Annotated in this window: 12 protein-coding genes and 1 tRNA gene; 8 read left to right on the plus strand and 5 right to left on the minus strand. The window is 74.5% G+C overall.

Annotated elements, in window-relative coordinates:
• The first annotated feature begins 202 nt into the window (after positions 1-202).
• The 4 genes from E1283_RS20900 to E1283_RS20915 all read left to right on the plus strand — a co-directional run bounded on the left by E1283_RS20900 (position 203) and on the right by E1283_RS20915 (position 3,384).
• On the plus strand, positions 203-1,225 hold the full coding sequence (locus tag E1283_RS20900; protein ID WP_132819637.1) for a Gfo/Idh/MocA family protein: 1,023 nt from the start codon (positions 203-205) through the stop codon (positions 1,223-1,225).
• A 41-nt stretch (positions 1,226-1,266) separates the two neighbouring features.
• Positions 1,267-2,004 carry a GntR family transcriptional regulator gene (locus tag E1283_RS20905; RefSeq protein WP_132819638.1) on the plus strand — a complete coding sequence of 246 codons (738 nt, stop codon included), beginning with the start codon at positions 1,267-1,269 and terminating at the stop codon, positions 2,002-2,004.
• Positions 2,005-2,119: 115 nt separating this feature from the next.
• Positions 2,120-2,194, plus strand: a tRNA-Cys gene (locus E1283_RS20910).
• Positions 2,195-2,352: 158 nt separating this feature from the next.
• On the plus strand, positions 2,353-3,384 hold the full coding sequence (locus tag E1283_RS20915) for a phage baseplate protein (protein ID WP_243744985.1): 1,032 nt from the start codon (positions 2,353-2,355) through the stop codon (positions 3,382-3,384).
• 138 nt (positions 3,385-3,522) lie between these two features.
• Here E1283_RS20915 and E1283_RS20920 read toward each other — a convergent pair whose 3' ends face one another.
• Positions 3,523-3,900: a MerR family transcriptional regulator gene (locus E1283_RS20920; protein WP_132819646.1), complete on the minus strand. Its 378-nt coding sequence runs from the start codon at positions 3,898-3,900 to the stop codon at positions 3,523-3,525.
• A gap of 58 nt (positions 3,901-3,958) precedes the next feature.
• Between E1283_RS20920 and E1283_RS20925 the strand changes: the two genes are divergently transcribed.
• Together E1283_RS20925 and E1283_RS20930 are read left to right on the plus strand one after the other, a co-directional pair.
• Positions 3,959-5,062 carry an alkene reductase gene (locus E1283_RS20925; RefSeq protein ID WP_132819639.1) on the plus strand — a complete coding sequence of 368 codons (1,104 nt, stop codon included), beginning with the start codon at positions 3,959-3,961 and terminating at the stop codon, positions 5,060-5,062.
• 81 nt (positions 5,063-5,143) lie between these two features.
• On the plus strand, positions 5,144-5,911 hold the full coding sequence (locus E1283_RS20930; RefSeq protein WP_132819640.1) for a phytanoyl-CoA dioxygenase family protein: 768 nt from the start codon (positions 5,144-5,146) through the stop codon (positions 5,909-5,911).
• Between the two features lie 16 nt (positions 5,912-5,927).
• Here the strand turns inward: E1283_RS20930 and E1283_RS20935 are convergent, their stop codons facing one another.
• From E1283_RS20935 to E1283_RS20945, 3 genes are all read right to left on the minus strand, one after another.
• Positions 5,928-7,124 (minus strand): FAD-dependent monooxygenase, encoded by a 1,197-nt coding sequence (locus tag E1283_RS20935; protein ID WP_132819641.1) that lies wholly within the window; start codon positions 7,122-7,124, stop codon positions 5,928-5,930.
• A 211-nt stretch (positions 7,125-7,335) separates the two neighbouring features.
• Positions 7,336-7,980, minus strand: coding sequence for a PadR family transcriptional regulator (locus E1283_RS20940; RefSeq protein WP_132819642.1), 645 nt, complete (start codon positions 7,978-7,980; stop codon positions 7,336-7,338).
• 59 nt (positions 7,981-8,039) lie between these two features.
• Positions 8,040-8,528 carry a GNAT family N-acetyltransferase gene (locus E1283_RS20945; RefSeq protein WP_243744986.1) on the minus strand — a complete coding sequence of 163 codons (489 nt, stop codon included), beginning with the start codon at positions 8,526-8,528 and terminating at the stop codon, positions 8,040-8,042.
• Positions 8,529-8,605: 77 nt separating this feature from the next.
• On the opposite strand from E1283_RS20945, the gene E1283_RS20950 reads away from it, so the two are divergent.
• On the plus strand, positions 8,606-9,757 hold the full coding sequence (locus E1283_RS20950) for an endonuclease/exonuclease/phosphatase family protein (protein ID WP_132819643.1): 1,152 nt from the start codon (positions 8,606-8,608) through the stop codon (positions 9,755-9,757).
• Here E1283_RS20950 and E1283_RS20955 read toward each other — a convergent pair.
• The gene (locus tag E1283_RS20955; RefSeq protein ID WP_132819644.1) at positions 9,754-10,992 is read right to left on the minus strand and encodes an amidohydrolase family protein; all 1,239 of its coding nucleotides are present in this window, start codon (positions 10,990-10,992) and stop codon (positions 9,754-9,756) included. The two genes, E1283_RS20950 and E1283_RS20955, sit on opposite strands and share 4 nt — an antisense overlap.
• Before the next feature lie 203 nt (positions 10,993-11,195).
• Here E1283_RS20955 and E1283_RS20960 point away from each other — a divergent pair.
• Positions 11,196-12,244 (plus strand): serine/threonine-protein kinase (locus E1283_RS20960; RefSeq protein ID WP_243744987.1); only part of this gene is annotated, 1,049 nt, incomplete at its 3' end.

The following is a 12,244-nucleotide window of genomic DNA, read 5'->3' on the forward strand; positions in this document are numbered from 1 at the left end:
CCTCCGGGGCTGCGGTCGCGGGGGGGCCTCGGTTTCCGGGGTCCGGTCTCGGGTCCCAGGGCGGCCCGGGTCGGGGCCGGGGGCTTCGCCCCGGTTCCCCTCGGCCGGGGGCGGCCGAGGGCTTCGCCCCGCTGCCGGGGGTGAGCGCGTACGTTCGCAGCAGACCTCGTGACCTCCACACCACACACACAGAAGGGCGCACATGAACAACCGCACCACCCCCCTCGGCGTCGCCGTCATCGGTACCGGGACGATGGGGGCCGACCATGTCCGTCGGGTCGACCAGGTGGTCAGCGGCGCCCGCGTCGCGGCCGTCGCCGATCCGGACGAGGGCCGCGCCAAGGGCCTGGCCGCCGCCATCGACGGCTGCGCCGCGCACGCCGACCCCACCGCCGCCCTCGACGCCCCCGGCGTCGAGGCCGTGCTGATCGCCTCGCCAGGGCCGGCCCACGAGGAGACGCTGCTCGCCGCTCTCGACCGTGGCCTGCCCGTGCTGTGCGAGAAGCCGATGACCCCCGACACCGCCGGCGCCCTCCGCGTGCTCGACGCCGAGCAGCGGCACGGCGTCCGCCGGATCCAGGTCGGCTACATGCGCCGCTACGACACCGAGTACGCCCAGCTCAAGGACGTGTTGACGGCCGGCGAGCTCGGCCGGACGCTGCTCCTCCACTGCCGGCACCGCAACGTGTCCGTGCACTCCTACTTCACCGAGCCCATGCTGATCAACGACTCGGTGGCGCACGAGTTCGACGCCGCCCGGTGGCTGCTCGACCAGGAGATCGCCGCCGTCACCGTGCTGCGGCCCACCCCGAGCCGACTCGCCGCGCCCGGCATCGGCGACCCGCAACTCGTCGTGTTCGAGACCGACGCCGGCGTCCTCGTCGACGTGGAGATCTTCGCCACCGCCGGCTTCGGCTACCAGGTGCAGGCCGAGGCCGTGTGCGAACGCGGCACGGCCCGCATCGGGGACGCGCACGGCCTGCTCACCAACACCGCCGGGCGGTGGGGCGGCGGCATCGCGCAGGACTACCTGGCCCGGTTCGCCGACGCCTACGACCGCGAGGTGCAGGCGTGGGTCGACGCCACCCGACGCGGCGAGGTCACCGGGCCCAGCGCCTGGGACGGCTACGCCGTCGCCGCCGCCTGCGAGGCCGGCGTCGAGGCCCAACGCACCGGACAGCGCGTCGCCGTTGACATGATCAACCGCCCGGCCTTCTACAGCTGAGGCCGTATATTCGGCACCCGAAGACCGAGGAGGGAACCGCGGTGGACCTGAGGTTCAGCATCGACCGCAACAGCCCCGTGCCGCTGTACTTCCAGCTGTCGCAGCAGCTGGAGGCGGCGATCGAGCAGGGGAAGCTGCTGCCCGGCACCCGCCTCGGCAACGAGATCGACCTGGCGGGCCGGCTCGGCCTCTCCCGGCCCACCGTCCGCCAGGCCATCCAGGCCCTGGTCGACAAGGGGCTGCTGGTCAGGCGTCGCGGCGTCGGCACCCAGGTGGTGCACAGCCAGGTGCGGCGGCCGCTGGAGCTGAGCAGCCTCTACGAGGACCTGGAGGCGGCCGGCCAGCGGCCGGCCACCCGGGTCCTCGACGTGGCCACCGTCCCCGCCCCGGCCGAGGTCGCGGCCGCGCTGGGAATCGCCGAGGGCGCCGAGACCCAGCGCATCGAACGCCTCCGTCTCACCCACGGCGAGCCGATCGCCCACATGCGCAACTACCTGCCGCGCGAGCTGTACGACTTCGACCGCGACGACCTGGAGGCCACCGGCCTCTACCGCCTGATGCGCGCCGCCGGCACCGCCCTGCACAGCGCCCACCAGTCCATCGGCGCCCGCGCGGCCACGGCGGCCGAGGCGCAACTGCTCGCCGAACCGCCGGGCGCGCCGCTGCTGAGCATGCGGCGCACCGCCTTCGACGACACCGGCCGCGCCGTCGAGTACGGCTCCCACCTCTACCGCGCCTCCCGCTACACCTTCGAACTCCAGCTGCTCATCAGGCCGTGACCCGGCGTTCCGTGAACGCCACATGTACCCCCGTGCCGTTCCCGTTGCGGATCACCCGACCCCGTTGACCCGGCCACCGTCCGGCGGTGAGAGTGGTGATCACGCGAAAGCGCCCGGCCGTGTGCCCGAGAGGTTCAGGGGCTCGCCTGCAAAGCGAGTTACGTGGGTTCGATTCCCGCCACGGCCTCCACCCCCCGCCGTGACCGGCCCCGCCTGATCGGTTCGCCGTCTCCCCGGCGGGGCCCGGCGGGACACCCGTGATCGACACCGATGTCGGGCTTGGTCAACTTCGCCGGATCCACTGCTAGATTCGCCGCTCGAACGTGTTGTCGATCGAGAGGTGGCGACGTGACTGACTCCTTAGCGGGTCCGGCCCGTCCGGCGCACAGCCGAAGAGGACTGCTCACCGGTGGCGTCAAGCTGGCCGCGGGGGCGGTGGTGCTCGGCGGCGGCTCGCTGCTCACGGCGGGTCCGGCGCACGCGGACGTGGACGACACGCCGAAGTTCAAGCTGAACGGGAACGGCGGCAACCCGGTCTGGCGCCGGACGCTCCACCAGCCCTACTGGGCGATGCAGTCGTTCGCCTTCGACAGCGTCAACAGCCAGATCTACTTCGCCCAGCACAAGGTGGGCGGCGACAACGGCGACCTGTGGCTGAGCAGGACGGACCTGTCCGGCACCGTGCTGAGCACGATGGCCATCCACGGCTTCGGCCACGGCTCGTCGATGGGCGTGGAGTCCGCCGGGGTGGGCACCCCACCGTTCATCTGGATCGAAAGCCACTCGGTCAACGACGCCGGTACCCGGATCGCCCGCTTCCGCTGGAGCGACGGAGCGGAACTGAACACGTCGTCCCCCACCATCCAGAACCGAACCCCCACGGTCTCCACCTTCGCCCACAGCCCGCGGCCGGCGTTCGACCCGCACTACGGCCGGATGCTCTTCCGCTACCACTCGGGGAGTGGCTCCCGCCCCTGGCGCCTCGCCCTGTTCTCCCAGGCCGACGCCGTGGCGGGGCGGTTGGGCGACGGCACCCGCCTGACCGAGCGGGCGATCCCGACCAACCAGGAACTGGGCCTGACCGACGCCGACCTGTTCCAGGGCATCACCGCCTGCGGCCGCTACGCCTATCTCCTCTTCGGCGGCACCAACCGCTCCTCCTACCTCGTCACCCTCGACATGAACGCCACCGCGGACAGCTACGTCGAGAAGTACCTCACGAGCGCCGGCGAGTCCCTCGGCGGGCGCGAGGCCCAGGGCATCGCCATCTGGCGGGTGAACGGAGCGCCCAGGCTCGCCTTCGGCTACTCGTCGAGGGACACCTCGACCACCCCGGACTCCTTCGAGGCAAGCGTCTTCTACAAGAGCGAGTTCCTCTGACCGACGGGGCGAACGCCCGGCATCCGGCGGAATGCCGGGCGTCCTGGCCGAGTGCCTCGGTGCCGTGTCAGCATGCGGCACATGCCTGTCTGGCGGCCTCGGTTCTCGCGCGGCGGGTGGTGCGCGGGCGGGCGGTGGTCAGCCGGCCGGCCGGGTGAGGCCGGCCGAGGCCGTCTCGATGGCCTCGTCGAGGACGTCGCGGGAGAGAAGCAGGTCGCGGATCATGCCGTCGAGCCGGCGGCGTTCCTGGGCGAGCTCGGCGACCAGCTTCTCGTTGCCGATCGACGAGAGGCCGCCGTCCGCGTCCCGCATGCACGGCAGCAGCCGCGCGATCGTCTCGCTGCACAGCCCGGCCGCGTAGAGCGCCTGGATCCGGATCACCCGGTCCACCGCCCAGTCGCCGAACTCCCGGTGGCCGCCTGGCGTACGCTCGGCCCGCAGCAGGTCCTGCTGCTCGTAGTAGCGGAGCGACCGCTCGCTCACCCCGGTGCGACGCGCGAGTTCCCCGATCCGCATGGCGACCTCCGGATCCACACTTGAATCTGACACTGATGTCAGGTTCTACCGTACCGGCATGACGCGCTCCCCGGAATCCTCCCGCCTCTTCCAGCCCACCCGCCTCGGCCCGCTGACCCTGCCGAACCGGCTGGTCATGGCGCCGCTCACCCGCAACCGCGCCGGCGCCGACGGGGTGCCGAGCGAGCTGATGACCGCCCACTACGCGCAGCGTGCCGCCGCCGGGTTGATCATCGCCGAGGCCACCACCCCCAACGCCGTCGGGCAGACGTACCCCAACATCCCCGGCCTGTACACCGAGGCGCAGGTCGCCGGCTGGCGCCGGGTCACCGACGCGGTGCGCGCCGCCGGCGGCCGGATGTTCGTCCAGCTCCAGCACGGCGGCCGCGTCGGCCACCCGGACAACAGCGGCCTGGTGCCCGTCGCGCCCTCCCCGATCCCGCTGCCGGAGACCATCCACACCCCGACCGGCCGCCAACCGTCCGTCACGCCACGGGAGATGACCGTGGACGACATCCGCGCCCACGTCGCCGACTTCGCCGCCGCCGCGCGCAACGCCGTGGCCGCCGGCTTCGAGGGCGTCGAGGTGCACGCCGCCAACGGCCACCTGCTGCACCAGTTCCTGGCCACCAACACCAACCACCGTGCCGACGCCTACGGCTCCACCGTCGCGGGCCGCGTCCGGTTCGTCGTGGAGGTGGTCGAGGCGGTCGCCGACGCCGTGGGACAGGACCGGGTGGGGCTGCGGATCTCCCCGCGGAACACCGTCAACGGCATCGCCGAGAGCGACACCGACACCCTCTACCCGGCCCTGGTCGACGCGCTGGCCGGCCTGGACCTCGGCTATCTGCACGTGGTCCGCACCGACGCCGCCGACCCGCTGCTCCGCGACCTCCGCGGGCGCTGGGCCGGCGTCCTGATGACCAACCCCGACCTCGGCCCGGACGGCGGACTCCCCGCCGACGGCGGCCGCGCGGCCGGCGAACGGCTCCTGGCGGCCGGCGCCGACGTGATCGCCCTCGGCCGTGCCTTCATCGCCAACCCCGACCTCGTCGAACGCCTCCGCCGCGGCGCCCCGTTGAACCCGCTCCGCCAGGGCCCGCTGATGTACGTCGGCGGCGCGACCGGCTACAACGACTACCCCGTGCTGGCGGCCGCGTGACGCGGTGCGGTGTGGTGTGGTGCGGCGTGCCGGAGGGAAATCCGATTGTCGCCCCGCGCGGCCGCGGTGAGACTGGCCGGCATGCTGACGCGAGCGGAGATCGAGGAGTTCGTGGCGCACGGCTTCGTCCGGGTGGGCGGCGCCGTGCCGGCCGAGGTCGTCGACCGGTGCCGGGCCGAGCTGTGGGAGGCGACCGGCTGCGACCCGCGCGATCCCGCGACCTGGAAGGAGCCGGTGATCCGGCTGGGCGGCTTCGCCACCCCGCCCTTCCGCGCCGCCGCCAACACCCCGGTGCTGCACGAGGCGTTCGACCAGCTGGTGGGCCCCGGAAAGTGGCGGGCGCCCGGCGGGCTCGGCACCTTTCCGGTGCGCTTCCCCAGTGACGCGGAGCCCGGCGACGACGGCTGGCACGTGGAGGCGAGCTTCGCCGGCGAGGCGGGCGAGTACCGGCTCAGCCTGCGCTCTCGCGGCCGGGCGCTGCTGATGCTGTTCCTCTTCTCCGACGTGGGTCCCGACGACGCGCCGACGCGGATCAGGGTCGGCTCGCACCGGGACGTGCCGCCGCTGCTGGCGGACGCCGGCGACGACGGGCGCGAGTGGTTCGCGCTGTGCCGGGACGCGGTGGCCGCCAGCGAGGGCCGCCCCGAGGCCGCAGCGACGGGGCGGAGCGGCGACGTGTTCCTCTGCCACCCGTTCCTGGTGCACGCGGCCCAGCCGCACCGCGGCACGGTCCCACGGTTCATGGCCCAGCCCCCGCTGCACCCCACGGGACCGCTCGACCTCGACGCCGCGTCCCCGAGCCCGGTGGCCCGGCCCGTCGTCGAGGCCCTGGGGCGCGCGGCGCGGTGAGCCGCCGCCACCCCGGCTACGCGACGTCCGCCGCGGACTCCTCCCAGGCGACGCGGTAGCGGTGCGTCGGGCCCAGGTTCCGCTCCGGGTTCATCGCGACCTTCACCAGCACCCGCATCAGCAGCGGCATCACCGCCCGCGCCAACGGCCCCGGCGCCTTCGCCTGGTTGATCCGCCTCGCCCGGGCGGCGATCCCCTCGACCCGCGGGCGACGGGCGCGCTCGTAGGCGGCGAAGGCGGCGCCCGGGTCGGGCAGGTCCCGGAGGCAGCGGGCCAGTTCGATCCCGCTCTCGATGGCCAACGAGGCGCCCTGCCCCGAGCTGTTGGACGGCGCGTGCACCGCGTCGCCCACCAGGACCAGCCGCCCGCGGTGCCAGTGCGGCACGCTCGGCATGACGTGGGTCGCGCCGGTGACGTGGAGCCGGTCGGCGTCGACGTGGCGGAGCAGGTCGGCGGCGGGGTCGTCGTCGCCGTAGGTCTCGCGCAGCACCGCCAGCCACTCCTCGGCGGGAACCGCCCGCGCGTCCGTCAGCCGCAGCGGCTCGGCGTGCGGCAGGTTCGCGGCCCAACGGGTGCGGCCGTCGAGGGTCTTCCAGTAGAGGTGGAAGGCGCGCCGCCCGAAGGCGAAGTGCAGCACGCCGGGTTCACCCGACACCGGCCGGTCCACCAGGACCTCGAAGCCCAGCACCCCGGTGTAGTCGGGTCCCGGCGCCGCCGGGTCGATCAGCCCGCGGACCGTGGAGTGGACGCCGTCCGCGCCGACGAGCACGTCGCCGGTGGCCGTGCTGCCGTCGGCGAACCGCGCCGTGACGCCGTCCGCACCCTCCTCGACGCCGACCAGCCGCCTGCCGCGCTCCACGCGGACGCCGTGGGCGGCGGCGGTCTCGTCCAGCACGCGGTGCAGGTCGTCGCGGAGGATCTGCCGCTGCGGCGGCATGTCGGCCAGCTGCGGAATCTCGAACGAGTGGCGGCCGAACGACATGGCCGTCCACGGGATCGGTTGGGAGACGGCCTCCACCGCGTCCCGCGCGCCGACCAGCTCCAGCGCGGCCAGCCCGTTGGGCGCCATCGTGAGGGTGCCGCCGACGCCCTCGGTGGACCTCGGGTACGCCTCGTAGACGGTCGCGTCGATGCCCGCCCTGCGCAAGGCCAGCGCCGTCACGGGGCCGGCGACACCTCCGCCGACGACCAGCGCGTTCCGTGCTCTCTCCATCGTTGTCTCCCCTGCCTGGGATCCGGGTCGGGCCGCAGGTCACGGCGCCGACCGGCTGATCCGTGCCCTCGGGCACGGTGAACCGTCCCGGCGGGGGAGTCCGGCTATGGTTGCGCGTGTCCATCTCGCGGCCGGATCCGCCTCGCGCGGGTCCCGGTTCGGGATCGAAGGGCCCGGTGGCGGTGCTGCAACACCCCGCCGGGCCCGTTGGTCACTCCTCGTGCCCCCGTTCCGCCAACTCGGCCAGCTCGGGGGACATCTCGCCGGTTGCCTTCCAGCGCCGCCACTCGGCGAGGCCGGGGAAGGTGCCCGAGGTGAGCTCGTCGAGGAGCGAGCGCACCCACGCCGCCTCCGCCTCGTGGGCGGCGAGCTCGTACTCGTCCTCGACCAGGAACAGGCGCGGCACGGCCAGGACGTCGCGGGCCAGCGACTCGCGGCGGGCGCCGCACTCCCGCTCCAGCAGTTCGAGCCGTTGCCGCAGCAGGGCGGCGCCCTCCTCGGGGCCGACCGCCGCGAGCACCGAGAGGCCGGCCCTGAACCGCCGCGGCTCCGGCTGCGGCGTCGACACCAACTCCCGGACCCAGTCGACCATTTCGGCCCGCCCGGCCTCCGTGATCCGGTAGACCGTCCGCTCCGGGCGGGCCCCCTCCCGGGTGGTGCCCGCGACCTCGACGAACCCGTGCCTGGCCAGGTTCCGCATGACCGTGTACAGGGAGCCCAGCTTGATCTCCATGTCGGCGTCCTTGTCCCGGGCCCTGAGCAGCGACATCACCTCGTACGGGTGCATCGGGCGCTGCGCGACGGTGGAGAGCACCGCGAGCGCGAGCAGATTGCCCACCTTGCGCCGTTTGGCCACGGAGCCCTCCACTCGTAGGCGAGTACTTGCAGACGAGTATACGGGGTTTGCGGCAGGTCCTAGCGGGGCGCCGCGTAGCAGTGCATGGTGACGGTCTGCTCCGGGCCCCACCGCTGCTCGACCGTCGCCAGCAGGCGCCAGCCCAGCCGCTCGTAGAGGGCGGCGGCGGCGGTGTCCGTGGCCACGACGTCCAGCACGGGGTGCAGGCCGCGGCGGCGGGCCTCGGCGTCGGCGCGGCCGATCAGCAGGGCGCCGAGGCGGTGGCCGCGGGCCCAGGGCGCGACGAACAGCCGGCTGACCACGGCCGTGGGTCCTTCCGGCCACCGGGTGGGAGCCACGTCGCCCTCGCCGGCCGCGTACAGGGCGACGTGCCCGGCGACGCGGCCGTCGAACTCGGCGACCCAGGCGCCGAGTCGGGCGCCGGAGGACAGCCAGTCGGCGGGCCGGTCGGGCCAGTTCACCGGGTAGCCGTCGCGGTGGTGGACCTCGGCGAGCACCTCCACGCACGCGTCGAGGTCGTCTTCGGTCCTGGGACGAGTCTCCGGCACGCTGTTCACCTGGGGATTCAAACACGGCGGCCCGGGCCGTCTTGACGCGCTACCCGCGTAGCATCATCCTGGCGGCCGTGACTGGGCGACGTGGAGTGATGGGCGCGCTGGCGTTGGTGTTGCTGGCGGCGTCGGCGATGGTGGCGACGAGCCAGGCGCGGGCGGCGGAGGCCGCCGCGGTGTCGTTGCGGGTGCTGGACTGGAACGTGCAGGGCGGCCAGGGCACGGACGGCGTCACGGACTTCGGCCGGATCGTGTCCGTCATCCGGCAACAGAACCCGGACGTCGTGACGTTGCAGGAGCTGCACGACAACTCGGCGATCGGCGGCGAGAACCAGTGGCAGCGACTGCTGGACGAACTCCCCGGCTACCAGGCGCACTTCGCCCGCAGCGACGACAACGCGTTCGGCGGCTCGGCGGGGAACCTGATCCTCAGCCGCCACCCGATCCGGGAGCGGTTGACCACGCTGCTGCCGCAGTACCCGGCGGACACCACCGCCGTGCGACGCAGCCTCGGCGGGGTGCGGATCGACGTCGGCGGCACGGACGTGCGGGTCTACACGACGCACCTCTCCGCCGGCGTGGGCGCGGAGGCGACGGAGCGGCGGGCCCGGCAGGCGCGGGCCGTGGTGGACCGCGTCTCGTCGGCGGCGACCATGCGGACGCCGGCGCTGCTCACCGGCGACCTCAACGTGCGGCCGGGCGACGCCGTCCGGCCCTGGTTCGCGGCGCCCGGCTGGCTCGACGCCTGGACCCAGCTCAACCCCAACACCGGCGCCGCCACGGTGACCCTGCCGGGCAACGGCGACGACGCGCGGATCGACTACGTCCACGCCACCCCGGCCCTCGACGTGACGGCCGCCAGGACGGTGACCACGTCCGCCTCCGACCACCGCCCGGTGGTCGTCGACGTCGCGGTCCACGAGCCGGCCCTCGCGACCACCGGCACGGTGCTCGCCGGCGCCGACCAGAACGCCGGCTGGGCCAACGTCACGGCCTACGCGGACGCCGGTGTCCGACTCCGCGTCTGCGACAACCGCGCGGACGGCTGGGGCGTCAGGGCCTACGTCGACGGCACCGCGGTGACCGCCGCCGACCCGGCCTTCGCCGACCGCTGCACCACGGTCGACGCCCCGGCCGGCACGGCGAGTTCGCCGGTGGTGCGGGTCTGCCTCTACCAGGCCGGGGTGGAGAAGGAGTGCCGGCAGGCGCGGGCCACCGCCGGTTAGCCGGCCGTCACGTGGGCGGCCGAGGCCGCCAGCGCGGCGGGGAGGTCGGGCGGGGTCTCCAGCGGGACGCGTTGGCCGGCGATCAGGACGGCCTGGATGTTGCCGGGGTGGGCGGCCGTGACGACGGTGGCGACGGGGTCGTGGTGGCCGCCGAGCAGGTTGGTGTCGGTGGCGCGGAGGAACACCAGGTCGGCGGCCGCGCCCGGGGCCAGGGAGCCGACGCGGTCGGCGAGGCCGAGGGCGGCGGCGCCACCGGCCGTCGCGTGGCGTAGGACGTCGGCGGGGGAGAGGCCGCCGCTGGTCAGCATGGCGCGCATCAGCGAGAACATGTCGCCCGCGGTGGCGCTGACGACGTCGACGCCGAGGCCGGCGGTGACGCCGTGCCGGCGGAGCCGGTCGGCGAGCGGCGGGCCGAAGCCCATCCGGGCCTCCACGGCGGGGCACACCGCCATGGCCGCGCCGGCCTCGGCGATCAGGGCGAGCTCCTCGTCGGGGAGCGAGTTGCCGTGCGCGAACGTGATGTTCGGGCCGAGCAGTCCGGCCGACCGGAGGGCGGCGACGGGGAGTTCGGCGACCGGGCCGCTGGCGACGTGGCTGAACACGCGGAGGCCGAGCTCGGCGGCGAGGGCGAAGGAGTCGGTGACGTCCTCCATCGGGGAGTAGGAGGGGCCGAGCGGGCCGAGGGCCAGGGTGATCAGGTCGTCGGGGGCGGGGGCGAAGTGGTCGCGGTGGACGCGGCGGATCTGGTCGGCGGTCAGGCCGTCGCCGAACACCGGTTGGCCCAGGGCGAGTACGGCCCGGATGCCGGAGCCGCGCAGCGCGAGGATGGCGGCCTCCGCGTGGTCGGGGGTGAACAGGACGTGGGAGTGGTCCTGCACGGTGGTGATCCCGGAGGCCAGGCACTCCAGGGCGCCGGCGAGGGTGCCGACGTGCACGTCGGACGGGCGGTAGCGCGGCGCGATCTCGCCGAGCACGAGCCGGAGGTAGCCGTCGAGGTCGACGTCGGTGGCGATGCCGCGGAGCGCGGCCTGCCAGACGTGCCGGTGGGCGTCGACGAATCCTGGCAGGACGATCAGCCCGGTGCCGTCGATCACCTCCGCGGCGTCGTGGGCCGGCAGGTCCTGGCCGACGGCGGCGACGCGGCCGTCCTCGACCAGCAGGTCGTGGGACGGGAGGGCGACGGCCGCCGGGTCGGTGTCGATCAGCAGCGCGCGGCGGATCAGCAGGCGTTCCATGGCTGCCCGGTTTATCACGTTCCGCGGCCCGGCCGGGGGAGCGGCCGGGCACAGGTCTCGTGCCGGGAGCGGGCTCCGTCGCCATACCGTGACGCGGCGGGGATACGGGGCACGTCGGCGTGGAGGGACAATGAGCGCCGTGACCGTCTCGGCCGTCGGGGCCGGGACCGCGAGGGGGCGAGACTGGTGGACCTTTCCGTGGCGTGGCCGACCGGGAGCGCCGGGTGAGGCCGCTCGGCGCGGGAGATCCGCGCGCGCTGGGCGAGTACCGCGTGTTGGGCCGGCTCGGCACCGGCGGGATGGGGCAGGTGTTCCTCGGCCGGACGCCGGACGGGCGGACCGTCGCGATCAAGCTGATCCATCCGCATCTGGCGCACGAGCCCGAGTTCCGCCGCCGCTTCCGGCAGGAGGTCGCGGCCGCGCGGCGGGTGTCGGGCGAGTGGACGATGCCGGTGCTCGACTCGGACACCGAGGGCGAACTGCCGTGGCTGGCAACCGGGTTCGTGCCGGGCCCCTCGCTGACCCGGGTGGTGGAGGAACTGCACGGGCCGCTGCCCGAGTTCACCGTGTGGCGGCTCGCTGAGGGGCTGGCCAGCGCGCTCGGCGCGATCCACGGCGTGGGCGTCATGCACCGCGACCTCAAGCCGTCCAACGTGCTGATCACGCTGGAGGGGCCGCGGGTCATCGACTTCGGCATCGCGCGGGCCGCCGACGCCAGCATCGCCACCAGGACCGGGATCGCCGTGGGTTCGCCCGGCTACATGGCGCCCGAGCAGGTGCGCGGCGAGCGGCTGACCGAGGCGAGTGACGTGTTCGGGCTCGGCGCGGTGCTCGCCTACGCGGTCACCGGCAACGGCCCGTTCGGCGACCGCGACTCGGCGGCGCACACCCTGATGCACCGGGTGATCGCCGAGCCGCCGGACCTCACCGGTCTCGCCGGGCCGCTGCGCGACCTCGTCGAGCGCTGCCTGGACAAGGACCCGGCGCGGCGGCCGACGCCGCTGGAGATCGCCGCCGAGGCGGCCCGGCACGTCGACCCGAACGGCGAGGAGGGGGTGTGGCTGCCGCCCGCGCTCACCGCGCGGCTCGGCAAGGAGGCGGCCGGACTGCTCGCGCTCGGCGGCCCGGCGGCCGAGGACCCGACGGCGGGGCCGGCCGAGCCGTCGAGCACGCCGTACAACATGCCGACCATGACGGCCTCCTCGGGCGAGCGGACCCCGCCGCGGCCGGGCACGCCGCCCCCGCCGCGGGC

This window comes from Streptomyces hainanensis, assembly GCF_004348415.1.
GTDB lineage: Bacteria > Actinomycetota > Actinomycetes > Streptomycetales > Streptomycetaceae > Streptomyces > Streptomyces hainanensis.

Bases quoted from the DNA above. Each gene is read 5' to 3' on its own strand.
- E1283_RS20900 (WP_132819637.1), top strand. From the start codon at position 203: ATGAACAACCGCACCACCCCCCTCGGCGTCGCCGTCATCGGTACCGGG.
- E1283_RS20920 (WP_132819646.1), bottom strand. From the start codon at position 3,900: ATGCGGATCGGGGAACTCGCGCGTCGCACCGGGGTGAGCGAGCGGTCG.
- E1283_RS20925 (WP_132819639.1), top strand. From the start codon at position 3,959: ATGACGCGCTCCCCGGAATCCTCCCGCCTCTTCCAGCCCACCCGCCTC.
- E1283_RS20930 (WP_132819640.1), top strand. From the start codon at position 5,144: ATGCTGACGCGAGCGGAGATCGAGGAGTTCGTGGCGCACGGCTTCGTC.
- E1283_RS20935 (WP_132819641.1), bottom strand. From the start codon at position 7,124: ATGGAGAGAGCACGGAACGCGCTGGTCGTCGGCGGAGGTGTCGCCGGC.
- E1283_RS20955 (WP_132819644.1), bottom strand. From the start codon at position 10,992: ATGGAACGCCTGCTGATCCGCCGCGCGCTGCTGATCGACACCGACCCG.